Source organism: Alteromonas sp. AMM-1, from assembly GCF_047290655.1.
GTDB lineage: Bacteria > Pseudomonadota > Gammaproteobacteria > Enterobacterales > Alteromonadaceae > Alteromonas > Alteromonas mangrovi.
In genome coordinates, this window is record NZ_JBLBUE010000013.1 from 1 (window position 1) to 17,760 (window position 17,760).

The 17,760-nt window shown below is 50.2% G+C and carries 18 protein-coding genes; 13 read left to right on the plus strand and 5 right to left on the minus strand.

From position 1 onward, the window contains the following. The 3 genes from ACLR2L_RS04485 to ACLR2L_RS04495 form a co-directional block, all read left to right on the plus strand. On the plus strand, positions 1-397 hold a 397-nt coding region (locus ACLR2L_RS04485; protein ID WP_413366068.1), incomplete at its 5' end, for a succinylglutamate desuccinylase/aspartoacylase family protein. Between the two features lie 18 nt (positions 398-415). Further along, a complete protein-coding gene (locus tag ACLR2L_RS04490; protein WP_140958739.1) occupies positions 416-619 on the plus strand; it encodes a lipopolysaccharide assembly protein LapA domain-containing protein in 204 nt (67 codons plus the stop codon). Positions 620-650: 31 nt separating this feature from the next. Next, positions 651-1,037, plus strand: a complete 387-nt coding sequence (locus tag ACLR2L_RS04495) for a zf-TFIIB domain-containing protein (protein ID WP_413366070.1) — start codon at positions 651-653, stop codon at positions 1,035-1,037. A gap of 14 nt (positions 1,038-1,051) precedes the next feature. Here the strand turns inward: ACLR2L_RS04495 and ACLR2L_RS04500 are convergent, their stop codons facing one another. Then, positions 1,052-2,146, minus strand: coding sequence for an acetate/propionate family kinase (locus tag ACLR2L_RS04500; RefSeq protein ID WP_413366072.1), 1,095 nt, complete (start codon positions 2,144-2,146; stop codon positions 1,052-1,054). After that, the gene (locus tag ACLR2L_RS04505) at positions 2,143-3,537 is read right to left on the minus strand and encodes a bifunctional enoyl-CoA hydratase/phosphate acetyltransferase (protein WP_413366074.1); all 1,395 of its coding nucleotides are present in this window, start codon (positions 3,535-3,537) and stop codon (positions 2,143-2,145) included. The genes ACLR2L_RS04500 and ACLR2L_RS04505 overlap by 4 nt, the downstream gene beginning before the upstream one ends. Positions 3,538-3,707: 170 nt before the next feature. On the opposite strand from ACLR2L_RS04505, the gene ACLR2L_RS04510 reads away from it, so the two are divergent. Then, positions 3,708-5,441, plus strand: a complete 1,734-nt coding sequence (locus ACLR2L_RS04510; protein ID WP_413366076.1) for a PHA/PHB synthase family protein — start codon at positions 3,708-3,710, stop codon at positions 5,439-5,441. Between the two features lie 20 nt (positions 5,442-5,461). On the opposite strand, the gene ACLR2L_RS04515 is transcribed toward ACLR2L_RS04510, so the two are convergent. From ACLR2L_RS04515 to ACLR2L_RS04525, 3 genes are all read right to left on the minus strand, one after another. Then, complete coding sequence (locus ACLR2L_RS04515) at positions 5,462-5,983, minus strand: DUF1566 domain-containing protein (protein WP_140958748.1); 522 nt, start codon at positions 5,981-5,983, stop codon at positions 5,462-5,464. Positions 5,984-5,985: 2 nt separating this feature from the next. Continuing rightward, positions 5,986-7,665, minus strand: coding sequence for a DUF1566 domain-containing protein (locus ACLR2L_RS04520; RefSeq protein WP_413366078.1), 1,680 nt, complete (start codon positions 7,663-7,665; stop codon positions 5,986-5,988). Positions 7,666-7,756: 91 nt separating this feature from the next. Then, entirely contained in the window at positions 7,757-8,308 is a 552-nt protein-coding gene (locus ACLR2L_RS04525; protein ID WP_413366080.1) for a sugar O-acetyltransferase, read from the minus strand. Positions 8,309-8,500: 192 nt separating this feature from the next. Between ACLR2L_RS04525 and ACLR2L_RS04530 the strand changes: the two genes are divergently transcribed. Genes ACLR2L_RS04530 through ACLR2L_RS04570 form a run of 9 tightly spaced genes read left to right on the plus strand, consistent with a single transcriptional unit; the run spans position 8,501 to position 17,759 of the window. Next, positions 8,501-9,454, plus strand: coding sequence for an MSHA biogenesis protein MshI (locus ACLR2L_RS04530; protein WP_140958753.1), 954 nt, complete (start codon positions 8,501-8,503; stop codon positions 9,452-9,454). Next, positions 9,451-10,068: a hypothetical protein gene (locus tag ACLR2L_RS04535; protein ID WP_413366082.1), complete on the plus strand. Its 618-nt coding sequence runs from the start codon at positions 9,451-9,453 to the stop codon at positions 10,066-10,068. Before ACLR2L_RS04530 ends, ACLR2L_RS04535 begins: the two co-directional genes overlap by 4 nt. Next, positions 10,065-10,712 (plus strand): type II secretion system protein GspM, encoded by a 648-nt coding sequence (gspM, locus tag ACLR2L_RS04540; RefSeq protein ID WP_413366084.1) that lies wholly within the window; start codon positions 10,065-10,067, stop codon positions 10,710-10,712. The genes ACLR2L_RS04535 and gspM overlap by 4 nt, the downstream gene beginning before the upstream one ends. Beyond that, the gene (locus tag ACLR2L_RS04545) at positions 10,702-11,052 is read left to right on the plus strand and encodes a hypothetical protein (RefSeq protein ID WP_413366086.1); all 351 of its coding nucleotides are present in this window, start codon (positions 10,702-10,704) and stop codon (positions 11,050-11,052) included. Before gspM ends, ACLR2L_RS04545 begins: the two co-directional genes overlap by 11 nt. Continuing rightward, positions 11,033-12,739 carry a pilus (MSHA type) biogenesis protein MshL gene (gene mshL / locus ACLR2L_RS04550; protein WP_413366088.1) on the plus strand — a complete coding sequence of 569 codons (1,707 nt, stop codon included), beginning with the start codon at positions 11,033-11,035 and terminating at the stop codon, positions 12,737-12,739. Before ACLR2L_RS04545 ends, mshL begins: the two co-directional genes overlap by 20 nt. Before the next feature lie 2 nt (positions 12,740-12,741). Then, the gene (locus ACLR2L_RS04555; RefSeq protein WP_140958761.1) at positions 12,742-13,665 is read left to right on the plus strand and encodes an ExeA family protein; all 924 of its coding nucleotides are present in this window, start codon (positions 12,742-12,744) and stop codon (positions 13,663-13,665) included. Next, positions 13,662-14,735 (plus strand): tetratricopeptide repeat protein, encoded by a 1,074-nt coding sequence (locus ACLR2L_RS04560; RefSeq protein WP_413366091.1) that lies wholly within the window; start codon positions 13,662-13,664, stop codon positions 14,733-14,735. The genes ACLR2L_RS04555 and ACLR2L_RS04560 overlap by 4 nt, the downstream gene beginning before the upstream one ends. Next, positions 14,732-16,540, plus strand: coding sequence for a GspE/PulE family protein (locus tag ACLR2L_RS04565; RefSeq protein ID WP_140958765.1), 1,809 nt, complete (start codon positions 14,732-14,734; stop codon positions 16,538-16,540). The genes ACLR2L_RS04560 and ACLR2L_RS04565 overlap by 4 nt, the downstream gene beginning before the upstream one ends. Next, positions 16,533-17,759 carry a type II secretion system F family protein gene (locus ACLR2L_RS04570; RefSeq protein WP_413366093.1) on the plus strand — a complete coding sequence of 409 codons (1,227 nt, stop codon included), beginning with the start codon at positions 16,533-16,535 and terminating at the stop codon, positions 17,757-17,759. Before ACLR2L_RS04565 ends, ACLR2L_RS04570 begins: the two co-directional genes overlap by 8 nt. Position 17,760 lies beyond the last annotated feature (1 nt).

Below are 17,760 nucleotides of genomic sequence, written 5' to 3' on the forward strand. Positions count from 1 at the left end.
CGTGTTGTCGAGTTTAGGCATGGTGCCAAAACGACGTAAACGCGCTCAAAAAATTGAACCCTTTGTCGCCAACCGCAGTTTGTGGCTGCGTGCACCGGAAAGCGGCATAGTGCGCAACCTGAAACAGCTGGGTGACAGGGTAAAAAAAGGCGATTTACTGGCAAATGTGTGCAGTCCAAGTGGTGCCTATATTCATCCGGTCACTGCGCCGCGTTCTGGGATAATCATTGGGCAACAGAATATTCCGCTGGTGCAGGAAGGGGATGCGATGTTCCATATTGCGATGTTCGAAGAGCCAGGTGATGTGGTCGAAAATATGGACTTACTGGTGGAAAACCTGATGCCCAGTGAAGACGCAGTACCAGTGGATCCACAAACTGTTTTATCTGCCGGATAGATGGGCGGGGAGAGAGCAATGAAACGTGCCAAAATGACGGCTATTATTACGCTATTAGTGTTATGTGCCGTGTTTATTTTACAAAACACCAGTACAGTGGAAATTACCTTTATCTTCTGGACAGTGAGTATGCCCAGGGCAGTTTGGATTGTGGTAGTGCTTCTGGTGGGTATCGTTATAGGTGCACTATTGAATCATAACAAGCGGTATATTTTTCGGTAGCGCTGTCATTATCCTGAGAGGGCAAACTTCTATGCGAATTGGTATAAATTTGTTCTGTCCAAAATGTCACGGGAAATTCGACCATGTGCAAACGCCAATGGGTGTCATTGAACGGTGCAGAAGCTGTGGCGGATTATGGTTTGATGTACTGGAACACGCCGATCACAAAGTGATCGCCAAGGCCATCGATACCGGCGATAAAGAATTGGGCGCCTTGTATAACGACACCCGGGATATACATTGCCCGGTTTGCGTGAACACCCGCATGTTAAAAATGACAGACAGTGCGCAAACTCATATTCAGTTTGAAAGTTGCCCGGGCTGTCATGGTCGATTTTATGACGCCGGCGAGTTTGCCGATTTTGCACAGTTAACTATCAGCGATGTCCTGAAGCGCGTGGGTATACTGAAAAAATAGTATTGTGCTGGCATTTACTTGTGCAGCATAGCGCGCATGTGTCGGGCAATCACTGCTTCCTCATCGGTGGGAATAACCCTTACTTTCACAACACTGTTAGCACTGTGAATAACGGGTGAATCGTTAAGATTTGCCGTTTCGTTGATTTCTACACCTAACCAGCCAAGTTGCCCACATACCCGTTGGCGAATAGCCGCAGCGTGTTCGCCAACGCCTGCGGTAAACACCAGAGTGTCCAGCCCTTGTAATTCAGCAACCAAGGAGCCTATGGCTTTAATGATATAGTGGCAATATAAGGCAATAGCCTGTTCTACGGCTGGCTGATCGGTGTAGTCCAGCAGTACTCGCAAGTCACCGCTCATGTCAGACACACCTTTTAACCCGGAATCTTTGTATAACATTGCCGTGAGCGTGCTGGCATCTATGCCTAATTGGGTTTGGCAATGCAGCACAAGGCCAGGGTCCAGGGAACCACAGCGGGTAGCCATCATAAGCCCTTCAAGTGCTGTAAACCCCATCGTGGAGCTGATACTTTTACCTTTGTACATGGCACACGCGCTGGCGCCGCTGCCCAAATGCAAAACAATGCATTTCCCACCACTTCCTGGGGTAAGGACGGCCAGCTGCTGACTGATGTATTCGTACGACAGTCCGTGAAAGCCATATCGACGCAAGCCTTTATTGCGCAGCGTCGCTGGCAGTGCATACAGGGTGTGCAGTGTTGGTTGCGACTGATGAAATGCCGTATCAAAACAGGCTACTTGCGGCAATTCCGGGTGCGCTTCCCGTAATACGTCGATAGCATGCAGGTTATGAGGCTGATGCAAGGGAGCCAGTCCACAAAGATCATGCAAAATAGCAAGATTGTTGTGATCAATGACCACCGGTGCTGCATATTTTTCACCACCGTGTACAACACGATGGCCAACGGCTGCCACGTTACCGGCATGATGTAATATGGATTCCAGCGATTGCGAAAAGGTCGCTGGTGAAATATCCATATTGCCACGTTCTGCAACACTTAAGTCGTCAATGTTGAACACGGCATATTTGAGCGTTGAGGAACCACTGTTAATAACCAGATAGTGCCCGGCAGAATCTGCATTCATTGCCCTTGTCCTTCACGTTTGCGCTGAAAGACCAGCGCCATGGCGCAGGACGCCTTGCGCGTCATGGGGCCCCCCGCACGACTGGTGAGAATAATCGGTGCCCGGGCGCCAAGCACAATACCAGCCCCCTCAATGCCAGACAGATAGCGCATTTGTTTGAATAACATGTTGCCGGATTCCAGATCGGGTGCAACCAGAATATCGGCATCCCCTGCTACCTGAGACATAATGCCCTTCGATTTTGCGGCTTCGCTGGAGATGGCGTTGTCCATGGCTAATGGCCCATCCAGCAATCCTCCGGTGATCTGCCCGCGTTCGGCCATTTTGCACAAAGCGGTAGCATCCAGTGTGGACGGAATTTTCTCTTCAACGGTTTCCACCGCAGACAGGATCGCCACTTTGGGCGTGCTGTTAGTGAGCGTGCTCACCAATTCGATGGCATTTTGAATAATGTCTTTCTTGGCAGCCAGATTCGGCCGGATATTAATGGCTGCATCGGTTAAAAACAGTGATTTATGGTAGCTGGGAGCATCGAGTGCAAAAATATGGCTCATCACCCGGCCAGTGCGAAGCCCATATTCTTTATTGAGCACTTCATGCATCAGTTCGTCGGTGTGTAAATGGCCTTTCATCAGGGCTTCTGCTTCACCCGCAGATACCATTTTTACTGCCGTCTCTGCAGCAGCGTGGCTGTGCGGTGTGTCTACCAGCCTAAACCCGGTAATATCCAGATCGTTTTCCGCAGCAACCTGTTCGATTCGAGCCTTCGGACCCACCAGAATGGGCTCAATCAGGTTGTCTGTGGCCGCTTCTATCGCCCCAGCCAGAGAGTTCACATCAACCGGGTGCACCACACAGGTTTTGAGCGGACGCATGCCTTTCGCCATGGTCATAAACTGCTGATAGCGAGCGCTGGATTCTTCTTTCAGTTCTATTGCGGGCAGAGAAGCGCGCGGGCGGGCAATACTCTCAATCGGTGCTTTAACCAAGGCTTGCCCTGTGATCACCGTTTCGTTTAACTGATTTACACAGGTGCAGTTTAGCAGCACTCTGTGATGCTCCTGCTTTTCGGCTACGGTCACTGTAACGGTCAGATTGTCGCCCAGTGAAACCGGCTTCAAAAAGGTAAAGTCCTGTTTTAGATAAATAGTACCCGGCCCGGGGAGTTGGGTGCCTAACACAGTCGAAATCAGCGAGCCGCCCCACATGCCGTGAGCAATAATGTGATGAAACTGCGAACTGTTGGCGTACTCTTCGTCCACATGTGCCGGGTTCACATCGCCCGACATGATGGCAAATAGCTGAATATCCTTGCGCGACAGTGTGCGGGTAAGTGACGCTGAATCGCCAATGTGAATAGCATCAAATGGCTTGTTACGGATCATATCCATGTAAGGTCTCCGTGAGAAAAAGGTCAAAAACAGCAAATTGCGGTATCAGATTAACTTATTTCGAAAATTCGATATTGATACCCATCAAGATCAAGCTTTTTAATGATTGCTGGTGATAAATTAATCGTATCAGTCTGCAAATTTTCCCGTGCCTTCAGTAAGGAATTACCATGATCAATCGTGAAAGCAATGTCATTGAATACACCTATGCCGACCGGCATGCCACTCCGGATGATGTGAGCGAACCGCTAAAACCCGATTACGCCATCAATCAGCTGTTGAGCCAGTTCACCGGAGGCATTGACCCGGTTGCCTATGGTCTGGCGTTCGCAGATTGGCTTATTCATCTATTGCTGTCGTTGGGCAAACAGCAGGCGCTACTGGATTTGTCTGTTACGCATGCATGCGGGCAAAACCCCGAATGTGAAGATGCTGCGGACGACAACCGTTTAGCGGGTGCAGAATGGATGCCCTGGCCTTATGCCTTGTATCGTCAAAACTACCTTGCTATGCGTCAATGGTGGCAGCTTGCTACCCGCGATGTGCAAGGCGTGGAAAAGCATCACACCGATATGGTTAACTTTGCCGTGCGTCAGTGGCTCGAAGCGTTGTCGCCGGCAAATTATCTATTCACCAACCCCAAGGTAGCGAAGGCTACGCTGGAAACATCAGGTAATAATCTGGTGAAGGGGATGGATAACCTGTTACACGATATTTCCCGACAATATTTGGGCGAAGCACAAAAAAATGACAGCCTGTATCAGGTGGGTAAAAACCTGGCCGTTACCCCTGGTAAGGTGGTGTTTAAAAATGCCTTATTAGAGCTCATTCAGTATTCACCCTCTACGGCAACGGTAAAAGCAGAGCCTGTGCTAATTACCCCTGCCTGGATCATGAAGTACTACATACTCGATCTTTCCGAGCACAATTCGCTGGTAAAATTCCTCGTTGATCAGGGGCATACCGTGTTCATGATTTCGTGGAAGAATCCCCGGCAGGACGACCACAATGTGGGGCTGGTGGATTACCTGAAACGGGGGCTGGGTGAAGCCATCGCTGAAGTGCAAAAACGCACACCAGAGCAGCGTATCCACGGTGTAGGGTACTGCTTGGGCGGCACGCTGCTGAGTATGGCAGCAGCCTGGTTGGAGCGTGAGAACCGCAGTCCGTTTTGCTCGTTGACACTGCTGGCTGCGCAAACCGATTTCAGCGACGCGGGCGACTTGCGGTTGTTCATCGATGAGAGCCAGTTAGCGATGTTGGAAGCGGTGATGGCCAAAAACGGCTATTTACCTAAAGAAAGTATGGCCGGCACCTTTGTTATGCTGCGGGCAAACTATCTGTTGTGGGCGCGCTGGGTACAGGAGTATCTGATGGGTGAACGTCAGCATGCCAATGATTTGCTTGCCTGGAATCAGGATGCCACTCGCATGCCCGCGCGTATGCACTCAGAATATTTGCGCCAGTGTTATCTGAATAACGCACTGGCTGGTGGCCAACTCATGGTAGATGGAAAACCCATAGCGTTATCGGATATTCAGGTGCCATTGTTTGTGGTGGGTACGGCCAAAGATCACGTTGCACCCTGGCAATCGGTGTATAAGGTGAACCTGTTGATCGATAAAGACATTACCTTTTTACTTACCAATGGTGGTCACAACGCGGGCATTATCAGTGAGCCTGGCCATGCTCACCGGGTGTATCAGGTGGCGACCAGAAAAGAAGACGGGCAGTATTTACCGCCCCAGGCCTGGCTGGATGAAGTACCGATGCACGAAGGTTCATGGTGGCCGGTGTGGCAACAGTGGCTGGTCGATAATTCGGGAGCAGATGTACCGTCCCGACAGGTTGAAGCACAGCCCGGACTGGCTGACGCTCCGGGACTTTATGTGCTGGAACCCTGAGGCGAGACAGAGGCGAGAGCTTATTCGGTAGGCAATTTAGTGCGTACCAGTCGCAGATAAACGGTGCGGTCTTTTTCCTTAATGGAATGACTGGCGTTAAAAAACGCGACTGTCCAGGCGCGCAGCGGATCCAGTACCGACGGCGTTGAGGTCCAAAAGCTGTCTGGAGGCGTGGCAGGGAAAAACGTGCTGTTAATGGCCGGGCGAACACAATCCCGCTCAGCCAGGCTGGCCAGTTCCTTTAAGTTGGGTACCCGCCAGCCCTGTAATAAATCTGCGTCGTATTCATAAGCGTAAGTCAGTGCTTCCTGCCAGGTCATTTGCGATGCCTCACCGGTACAGGTAGTACCATCGAAGGTTTGCCCTACCGCACAGCGCTGCCAGATCAAGCCGGTGGGCGTGTGCAGGGTTGTGCTGGTGGTTATATTGGCGAAATCTTCGTCCGGTGTAGTGTCATCGGCATTGGCAAGACAGGTTTGTGCAAATCCGGAATGTGAAACCGTTAGTAAACACAACATTGAAAAGAGAATGCGTTTTCTCATGATTATCGCCCCGCTCTTACCAGCCTGATACTGGCCGCAGATGATTTGTTCAGGAAGTTATCAACGCCGGAGATAAAGTCGATTGCCCAGGCATTTTGTGCTGCATCGTTGCTTACGCCATCGGCACTGGGAAGACTGGTCCAATACCACAATGCGCTGGCGGTGCCATTACCGGTATAAGGGAAATACTGGGTATCAATACGCGGTGAACTGCCTTTGCCAAAATGCACCAGCGATAACAATTCACCATGGGTCGGTAAACGCCAGTCGTAAAAACCGCATAAGCCAGCACTGTTGATTGCGGTAATATATTCTTCGGTATTGCAATTGGTAATGGAACACTGGGTGCTGGTGCCATTGAGTGCGCCTTCAGCACCGCCGTTGTTGTCGGTGCTGTACCAGCTGTAAAGGTGATCCTGATCGCGCAGACCGCCATCAGTGGTTTTAATCTCCCAAACCAGCCCGGTAACGTTGTCGCGTACACAACTGAATTGCGTTACGTCATCATCCTGCTCATCGCCGTTGGCGTTGAGTTTGGTGAAATCGAACCCGGCCTGTCCGCGGCCAGCTTTATTCAATATACCTGCGCTTGCCAGTGCGTCTGCACCTTTGTGTGCATCCTGGCCGGGCCATGCGTTTTGATGACTGGTGCCATTGGCCGTGTTATTGGCCTGCAGTGACATACCGGTATCATTCAGTACACGAACCGGAAACGGGCGCACTGTTACCCTTTTGGTTTCCGTTACAACATTCCCATAACTGTCTTCAACGGTAAGATAGAACTCTAACGACGTTGTGCTGGTCACCAGTGGTGCAATGGCATAGGTATCCGTTTGCGTGGCCTGAACAATGGTTGGCTCACTATCACCGCTGTAAGTCCACAATGCACTCAGTGGGTATGCTGCCTGTAACGAACTGCTGGCGGTACCGTCGAGCAGAATTATTTCGCCGCCAAAGACGGCCTGATCCATTCCGGCGGATACCTGTGGCTGGGTTTCAAAGGCAGACAACACCGTAATCGAATACGTTGTGCTGTTAGTGGCGCCTTCCTGATCGGTTACCGTGAGTGAAAATGTCAGTGTTTGACGGTTATCAGCAATTGGCGTAGCAATGACCAGTGTGGATTGGTCAGCTTCCAGTCCGGTAAGCACATCGCTGCCTGCTGTTTGTTCCCAAAGCCATTTGGCAATAGCGTTGCTGTCGGTGTTATCACTGTCAAAACTGCTCCTGCCATCCAGTGTAACCGATACGCCAGCCGGGTAAGTACCGGGGTCGGCATCCGGCCAATCGGCAACGGTAATCACCGCAGTTGGTGCGCTGTTCTGAGGTGTCACCGTAAGTACAAAGCTGTCTGTTGCGGTTTGGCTGCTGGCATCGGTAGCGGTAACTGAAATCGTGAATTGGGTTTCGCTGGTAACCGCTGGAGCAGTTAAGGTTGCCGCCGAACTGGTGGTGGCTTCCTGGGTGATTGTTACCGATGACGGTGCAGTCCAGCGATAGGTTACGTCTCCTGAAGGGTAAGACACCTGTGCCGACAGCGAAATCGAGGATTGCTCTGCTATCGTGCGGTCGCGCCCGGCATTAACGGCGAAGGTTTCGCTGGCGGTCTCTTTGCTCAATCCGCCACAAGCTGTCAGCAGCGAAGCCGTCATTATCAGGGCGAATAGTTTTAATTGCGTCAAACGGATATACGTCATGTCACCTGAGTTTTGTTGTGAGTCTTTGGAGCCGGACTGCTTAAACCATAGTTGGTTATCGGCAACCCTGCTTAATTCATTGAGGGTTTTGCTGAATTTTCCTTATTACTTTGGCAGGGTGGCCGTAGGCGAGGGCATTGGCCGGAAGAGATTGGGTAACCACGCTACCTGCGCCAATTACGCAGTTATCGCCAATGGTTACACCGGCCGAAATATAAACATTGGCGCCTACCCATACCCGGTGCCCCAGGGTAACTGGTAAGGCAGTTTCCTGTGGCTGGGATGGTCCCGGTGTAAAGCGTCCCACCACGGTACTTATCACCGTATTTGGCCCAATCAGCACCTGATTGCCAATGTGTACCGGGCAGGCGTCAATAATACAAACGTGATGATTTAAAAACGTACCCTTGCCCAGATGGGTATTTATTCCGTACTCCACCCTGAGAGAGGATGCTACCTGCACGCCTTTAGCTTTTGCGAACAAGTCCGATAACAGCAAGGCGCGTTGAGCAGATTCTGCCAGGGGCAGTGCGTTGAATTTGTTGCACAGCAATAATGCATGCTGGCGAGCATCACTCAGCGAGTTGTCGGTTGTCAAATAGGGCTCTCCGGCAACTACCGGCGACATTGTGTGTGGGGGGCTAGTGGCATTCAATACTTTATGGCCTATGATTAGGAAAGCAAATATTCAGAGCCTTAAAGCCCACAATGCTATCAAGAGACTGATATAACTCAACTAAAAGGTAATACCATGGGCTGGTACTTTAATGCAAACTCTGGTGTAATCGGCATAACTCTTTTAAGGACATAACTGAATTTCATGCGCATAGGTTGGCGTACATACTTAAAGCAAGCATTCAGAAAAAAATCGGCCTACTACGCGGTGGGTGTTGCGATTTCCCTGGACACAGTCACGTTTTGTGCTTTGCGTAAGCAAGGCGCGGCGTTGCACGTTGCGCATGAAGAAACCGTTAGTTTTGGCCAATGGGGCAAAGCCCTATCCCGCTGGACAGAAAAGCACAATCTGGCTGGCACGCCTGCCTATGTGGCATTTTCGATTCACTGGTACCAGATGTTGCAAATTGATCGCCCTGCTGTAGAAGCGGATGAAATTGTTGCGGCGATGACCTGGTCGGTAAAAGAACTTACCGGCAGCGATCAGGAAATGGTGATTGATTACATCGACTTACCGGTACCACTGGCTGGCGCTGCGAAGGTTAATGTGATTGCGATACCTAAAAAAGACGTGGCGACTACCTGCGAATACATTTTTGAGTCGGGTTTGACACTGCGACACATTACCGTGGAAGAAGTGGCTACCTGCGACTTAATTGAAGCGTCCTCAGACGCCATTCTTACTTTAGTCCAGGAAGCGGGCGAGGAAATCTGTCTTAATATCGTGAAAAATGGCCACTTGTACCTGAGCCGACGTTTAAAAGGGTTTGAAAACCTCGGCAGCTTTACCAACGAAGAGCTGCAAATGGGCATTGGGGAATCGCTGAGTGTACAGGTTCAGCGTTCAATGGATTTCTACGAAAGTCAGCTTCGCCAGGCTCCTGTTCGTCAGATTAAATTGCGACTGGACACCCAGCATACAGATGCACTTGCGTTGCAAATCAATCAGGTTGTGAATGCCGACGTTAGTCAGTTAATACCAGCCGGTATTGTGTGTGATACCCCGCTGCCATTACACCGTTTGAATTACACCAGCCTTGGTGCTGCCCTGGGGGCCACCAAAGCAATGATGGTAGTACCTGCGGAGGCTGCCGCGTGAAGCAGCGTATCAACCTGTATACAGCAGAATTTACACCGCGCCTGGATGTGTGGTCGTTAAGTACGGTAACGGCGGTGTGGGGTCTTGCCTTTGTGATTCTGGCCATAGTGTGGGCTGGCGTGACCTGGTATGGTGCAACTTTACAGGAAGAGTTGATGGCCAAACAACGCCAACAACAGCAACTTCTGCTTACCGTGAGTACGTTGCAACAAGCCCTCGAACAACGCAAACCCGACGCTGGCCTGGAACGACAGTTAGAGCAGCGTCGGCAGGAATTGAGCAACCGTCAGTTACTGTTGAGTGAACTGAGTCTGCGCGAACAAATTAAGCGGCAGGGATTTGCAGATCTGCTGGATAATTTGGCAGCTAAAAACAGCCGGGATATTTGGCTTGAAACGATTCAGGTAAGTGAGCACATGATGTTGCTACAGGGTCAGCTTAGCAAACCGGAGGCAATGCCACAGTGGCTGCAACGCCTTGGGCAAACAACATCGTTTTCCGGACGAACCTTCGATTCGGCCCGATTGTTCCGCGACGAACAGCAACTGCGTTTTGAACTCAGTATGTCGCGTACTGCTGAGTCAGGCGCGCCAGCGCAGGGAGGCCAGCGATGAGCTTTGCGAAATACGATGCTCAGTTTGAAAGCCTGAGTCAGCGCGAAAAAGTGCTGATATTTGTTACCGGCCTGATTGTGATTATGGCGATTATGGTGTTTTTGCTGATCGATCCTGCACTGCAAAAAAACACCAAAACGGCTGATTCGCTTCCGCCATTAGTAACAGAAATTCAAACACTTCAGCAAACCTCTATAATTTATGAACAAGCGTTAGCCGAAGACCCCAACGAAAAACTGCGTGAGCAAATTGCCAGTGTGAACGACCGCATGCAAGTACTGCAAAACCAGTTTTCTGCGCAACTGTCGGATTTGATCCTGCCAAGGCAAATGCCGGTGCTGATTGAACAGGTATTTGCTCAGGCAGAAGGGCTTAAACTGGTTGAAATGGCATCAGTGACGCCGGTGAATATTTTTGCCGATAACCCGGCAATGGAGGGCGTTCCTCTGTACCAGCACGGTGTGAAGCTCACCTTCGAAGGTCGCTTTTTTGCGGTGCGGGATTTTCTGGCCAGTCTTGAACAGTTGACCAACCAAATATATTGGCGTTCAATGGCTTACCAGGTTTCCGAGTACCCTAACGCCGAAGTGACACTGGAAGTGTATACCCTGAGCACAGAGAAGGCGTTTATTGGTGTTGAATAAATTAATTGTTTTACTCATGCTGCTGAGTTCGCCGGTGGTAGCGCAAACACTGGAAGATCCAACGCGTCCGTCTCATTTTTCATCATCAACACAACAAGCTGTCAGTGGCGTAAAGCTGGTACTTGAAGTGGAAGCGATCATGCGGGTAGGCCAGCAGCGTCGTGCTGTAATTAATGGCAAGGTTGTGTCAGAAGGGCAGAGTATTCAGGGGGCAACTGTAAAGGCCATACATCCTTACAGTGTCGATATCGTTCATGAATTGAACGGTGAATGGGTTGAGAAAACCCTGTGGGTTGCCAAAAGCGGTAACGTAAAATCCAATGCAGCAGAGAATTATTAACATGGGATACGTGGGCAAGCGGTTTATCTTCGTTGTCATCGCCACATTACTTTCGGGGTGCCAATCTTCTGCGCCGCCTTCGGTGGTGGAACAATCGCTAAAAGAGCAACTTGCCAGGCAGATCGCCCACGAGCAAGCCAAACAGCAACAGAGTGCAACGGTGTCGTCTTCATTAGAAGCGGTACCCAAAAATGTGACGGATTTACTTAGTGAAGTGCCGTTAACAGGTCAGCCTGCTTCTTTGTTTGGCCCTGAAAAATACGATATCGAAGCTGATGGTGTGGCCGTGCGTGCATTTTTTGCTGGTCTGATGGCCGAAACGCCATACAGCGTTGCAATTCATCCCGAAGTGAGTGGCGACATTTCACTGAGCCTGAAACAGGTAAGCATGGAACAGATCATGGAGTTGTTAGGTGATCTGTATGGCTATGATATCAGCCGTAAGAATAACGTATATCGGGTGCTACCAGCGGGCATGCGTACCGAAACATTCACCGTAAACTACCTGCTGATGACACGCGATGGTGCTACCCAAACCAGTATTATCTCCGGCGGTGTGTCTCAGGCCGATGGCAACAACAGCAATAGCAACTCTAATAGCAACTTCAACAATTTTTCGGGCAACTCCGCCAATAGCAATAATCTGGGCAACCAGTTTGGTAACAATGCCAACGGTACCTCTATTTCAACCCGCACAGAAACCAATTTTTGGGATGACCTGAAAACGTCACTGGAACTGATGGTAGGTAACGAAAATGGTCGGGCGGTATTTGTAACACCACAAGCTGGATTAGTCACCGTGCGCGCCATGCCCGACGAAATCCGCGACATCAAACGCTTTCTGAAGGTTTCTGAAGCCAGCTTGCAGCGTCAGGTTATTCTGGAAGCCCGTATTCTGGAAGTGGCTCTGGACGATGGCTATCAACAAGGTATCAACTGGTCAGAAGTAGTGGCGAGTGCAGGCAGTACTGATTTTACCTTCGCAAATTCAGCAGCCACCATTGGCAACGAGATTTCAGCTTCGCTTGGTGCAGTAACCAGTTTGTCCTTCTTAAATCAGGATTTCTCCGGCGTTATTTCACTGCTCTCTACCCAGGGCAATGTGCAGGTGCTCTCCAGTCCGCGTGTAACGGCTATAAATAATCAAAAAGCGGTAATCAAAGTGGGCGACGATGAGTATTTTGTTACTGATATTTCCAGTCAAAATACCATTACCTCAACCACCACGTCGGTTGTGCCGGATATTGAATTAACCCCCTTCTTCTCGGGGATCGCGCTGGACGTAACGCCGCAAATTGATGAAAACGGCTCGGTGTTATTACATGTGCATCCCTCAGTTATTGAAACCAAGGAACAGGAAAAAGTGGTTAGCCTGAACCAGGAGCAGATTGTGCTGCCACTGGCGCAAAGTACTATCAGGGAATCCGATACCATTATCAGAGCAGCGTCGGGTGAAATTGTGGTGATTGGCGGGTTAATGCAAACCAGTATTACTGACAGCGAATCCAAAACCCCTTTGTTAGGCGATATTCCGTTGCTGGGTGAGTTATTCACTAATAAAAGCCAGCGCGAAACGAAAAAAGAGCTGATTATTTTACTGAAACCTACTGTAGTGGGCAGTGGAACCTGGGCTGAGCAAATTGAAATGAGCCGTGAAAAGATGGCTGACTGGTTGTACGTAGAATAACTATGTACCTGTATCACTTTGGTATTCGGGAATTACCGTTCACACTCACGCCAAATACCAGTTATTTCTTTGGCCTGCCTACGCACAATGAGGCAATGCAGGTATTGCTGACAGCGCTGAAAACCGGTGAAGGCTTTATTAAGGTTACTGGTGAAGTAGGTACGGGAAAAACCCTGATATGCAGAAAGCTGTTAAATGAACTGCCAGAACACTTTGTTACAGCCTACATTCCGAATCCTTTGCTATCGCCTACGGAATTGCGCCGGGCTGTAGCTAACGAGTTGGGAGTTGAATTATCTGCAGACTCTGATCAGCAGGAGTTTACGCAACGAATTCAGCAGCGCTTGATTGCCATTCATCAGTCGCAGCAAAGTGCGGTGCTGATCATCGATGAAGCCCAGGCATTGCCAGTTGAGAGCATTGAAGCATTGCGTTTAATGACCAATTTGGAAACGGAATCCAGAAAATTGCTACAAGTAGTGCTATTTGGCCAGCCTGAATTGGATGAAAAACTGGCGCTGCCGGAATTACGCCAATTGCGTCAGCGTATTACGTTCAGTTATAGCCTGTCGCTGATGGATGCCGATCAGGTTTATCAGTATGTGCGCCACCGGGTGTCTGTTGCCGGATATCGGGGAGGTGATTTGTTTAACCGCCGTTGCTGTGAGCTGCTGTTTAAGGCCAGTGGCGGAACGCCGCGCATAGTGAATGTGTTGTGTCATAAAGCACTGATGCTGGCTTTCGGTGAAGGGAAAACCAGTGTAGAACCTGAGCATATTGCATTGGCGAGTGCAGACACCGAAGCGGCCAGAACAGTCAGTCATCAGTGGTGGCAAACGGCAATGATGAAGTGGGCTACGGTGGCCGTGAGTATTGTATTTATCGGTGTAGTAGTGGGCATTATTTTCATGGAGAAATCTGTTTGAGCGTAGTAAACAAAATGCTCAGAGATTTAGAGCAGCGCGAATCCGGTGACGCAACGCAGGCCAATTACCAGCCGCCAGCGAAGAAAGCCGTGTCTACTCGTTTGTTGCTGATTATTGTAGTGGGCATTATTGCCATTGGTTTAACCCTGTTTTGGCCCGAGCAAAATTCAACGCCTGTAGCGCAATCCCCGGTAGTACAGCCCATTAATCAGTCGGATAGCCAATCGGATCGCCAACCGGATAGCCAATCGGATAGCCAATCGGATAGCCAACCTGAGAGTGGACCTGATAGCCAGCCTGCTAATCAGGTGGCATCGCCGGTACAGCAATTATCCGGTAATCTTCAGTCACCCTCTGAGCCCACTCCAGCGTTACCGGCAGCGCAACAAGGTGCCATTGTGGCAAGCAGCACAATAACGGCAATAACGCCGTCTATTACCGTTGATGACGCTCCCAAAATCGCAGCTAAACCCGTGGTTCGCAGCAGTAACGACCCCAATAAAACCGGCTTGAAGGCGCAAATTGCAGATGCCATCGAGCGCAACAATGCCAACGAAGCCATTCGCCTGCTAAAAACACTTATCCTGCAACAGCCCGATAATACCGCAGCGAAAAAGCGCCTGGCCGCGTTGTACTTTAGCGAAGGTCGCAGTGAGGATGCGCAGCGCTTGCTGCAGGAAACGCTATCCAATACGCCTTCCGACAGCAGTGTCCGCCTAATGTATGCCCGGTTAATGGCACAAAAAAATGAACCGGATTTGGCCTATTACACGTTAAGAGAAGCTGACGATTTTCCACCCGCTAACATTGAACTGCTGGGTTTCAGGGCATCTATGGCCCAACAGTTAAACAAGCCGGAAGAGGCGCTGGCCGATTACCGTGTGCTGGTGAATTTAGACGCACGCAATGCCAAATGGTGGCTGGGTCAGGCCGTTGTGGCCGATAAACTGGGTGAGCGCAAACTAGCCATAGACAGTTATCGAGAGGCATTTGCCCTGCAAAGTCTCGATGTCAGCATACAGCGTTTTATACAACAACGCTTACAACTGTTAACCGGAGTAGCGCCATGAGTGTAAAAGTACGCTTAGGCGACCTGCTGGTTCAGCAGGGACTAATAGACGAATCTCAGCTAATGGCCGCTCTGGCGGAACAGCGTCAGACCGGACGTAAGTTAGGGGCCACCCTGATTGCCATGGAACTGGTGTCAGAGCAACAATTGCTCGAGTTGCTATCAACTCACTTAAACGTACCGTTGATCGACATCGACCAATACACGGTTAATCCTGCCGCCGTTAAGTTGCTGCCAGAAGTGCAGGCGCGTCGTTACCGGGCGCTGGTGCTGGAAGACAAAGGCAACACTTTACTGGTAGGTATGAGTGATCCCGCTGATATTACCGCGGTGGATAACCTCAGCGAACTGTTGCCAAAACCACTGGAAATAGCAGTGGTCAGTGAGCAGCAATTATTTAGTGCCTACGACAGTTTTTATCGGCGAACCGAGGAAATTGCCTCGTTTGCTCAGGAACTGGCCAACGAATACCGCGACGACCAGGAATTTGAACTCAATGCCGGTCTTGCCGATGAGCAGGACACCGCCGTTGCCCGCCTATTGCAATCCATCTTTGAGGATGCGGTACAAGCTAAAGCTTCTGACATTCATATCGAACCCGATGAACAGCAATTACGCATTCGTCAGCGCGTGGATGGTATTTTGCAGGAAACGGTGATCCCCGAGCGCAATATCGCTGCGGCACTGGTGTTGCGCTTAAAACTCATGGCGGGTCTGGACATCTCTGAAAAGCGATTGCCGCAGGATGGGCGTACCCAGGTAAGAGTAAAAGGCCACCGAATCGACGTGCGTTTGTCTACTATGCCAGTGCAGTCGGGTGAAGCCGTAGTAATGCGTTTGCTCGACCAGTCTGCGGGTTTGCTTACGCTCGATCAAACAGGCATGCCCAAGCCACTACTGGATCGCCTGCGCATTTTATTGCAGCGGCCACACGGCATGATTTTGGTTACCGGGCCAACGGGCTCTGGCAAAACCACTACCCTGTATGGTGCGCTCAGTGAACTGAACAAGCCGCAGCGCAAGATTATTACCGTTGAAGACCCGGTAGAATATCGTTTACCACGTATTAATCAGGTACAGGTTAACAGCCGGATTGGTCTGAACTTTTCCAATGTACTGCGTACCACCTTGCGTCAGGACCCTGACATTATCATGGTGGGTGAGATGCGCGATCAGGAAACCGTCGAAATTGGATTGCGCGGTGCACTAACCGGTCACCTGGTATTGTCTACGCTGCACACCAATGATGCTATCTCCAGCGCCATACGCTTGCTGGATATGGGCGCGCCAGGCTACCTGGTGGCCAGTTCACTACGTGGGATCATTGCCCAGCGTTTGGTTCGTCGAATTTGCGACAACTGTGAAACCACCTACACGCCCACACACGATGAATTGTTCTGGTTAAGTCATATCGATAAGCATGTCGACAAGGTTACGTTTAAGCGCGGTATGGGCTGCCAAAAATGCAATCACTCCGGCTATCGCGGGCGAATAGGGGTTTTTGAGCTTCTGGAACTGACCGATCCTATGATGGAAGCGCTTAAAAACGCTGATACCGCTGCGTTTAGTTCACATGCAACCCGAAGCCCGGGCTATAAGCCTTTGTCTCATGTGGCATTAACCTATGCAAAAATGGGCCGAACCACCGTTGAGGAAGTACTTAAATTGGTGGAGATGGTGGCTGAAGTGCCGCAGACTGAACATGGTGTTGAACAGGCCGAAACAGTGCTACACCCGCAGAACGACAGCGAAAAGCCGGGTAAATCCGCAGGCGGATTGAGTCTGGAGGATATTCCGGATGCCTAAGTTTGAATATAAAGGGCGTGAGAGTAATGGCGAAATGCGTACGGGATTAATCGACGCCCTTGATGCCAACGCAGCGGCTAAAATGCTATTGGCCCGCAGTGTTACGCCTATTTCTATTCATCCTGCTGCCGGGGCGGAAGCACATGCAACCGTTGAGACGGTTAACTTTCTCACTCCCAGGGTTTCACTTGACGAACTGGTGATATTTTCGCGTCAAATGTACTCCCTTACTCATGCCGGGATCCCTATTTTAAGGGCCGTAAGTGGTCTGGCGGAATCCACCAGTTCGTTGCGGTTAAAACTGGCGCTAACCGATATCATCAGCTTACTTGAACGCGGCCGAACGATGTCGTCAGCCATGCATCAACACCCTAAGATATTTTCAAGGTTATATGTGTCGGTCATCCACGTGGGTGAAAATACCGGTAGGCTGGATCAGTCGTTCCTGCAACTGGCCGCTTATTTAGAGCGCGAGCAGGAAACCCGCCGGCAAATAAAAGCGGCTACCCGCTATCCTATTTTTGTTGTTATTGCCCTGATTGCCGCGTTGGTAATTATGAATGTATTTGTTATTCCAAAATTTGCCGATATGTTCAGTAAATTCGGGGCCGAGTTACCGCTGATGACGCGATTTTTGCTGGGCATGTCAGACTTTTTTGTGAATCAGTGGATGTTCCTGGTGGGAGGCGTACTCTTGCTGGTGTTTTCCGTTCGGCACTATCTGAATACTCCTGAAGGACTATTGAACTGGGATCGGCGAAAACTGCGGATGCCAGTAATTGGCAGTGTGCTGGAACGTTCATTGTTAGCGCGCTTTTGCCGCAGTTTTTCCATGATGCTGCAGGCAGGTCTGCCACTCACGACGGCGCTAAATCTGGTTGCAGAAGCTGTGGGTAATCGCTATATGGAACTGCGCATCATTACAATGCGCCAGAGTATAGAGAAAGGCGAAAACTTGTCCCGGGTAACTCAGGCAAGCGGTTTGTTCACACCTATGGTGTTACAAATGGTGAATGTGGGTGAAGAAACCGGACGCGTGGATGAGTTGCTTGCCGAAGTCGCCGGTTTTTACGAACGCGAAGTAGACTACGATTTAAAAAGTCTGACCGCCAGAATTGAACCTATTCTGATTGGGATAGTAGCAGGCATGGTACTGGTGTTGGCATTGGGTATTTTTACGCCAATGTGGGACATGATGAGCGCGATAAAGGGAAAGTAGG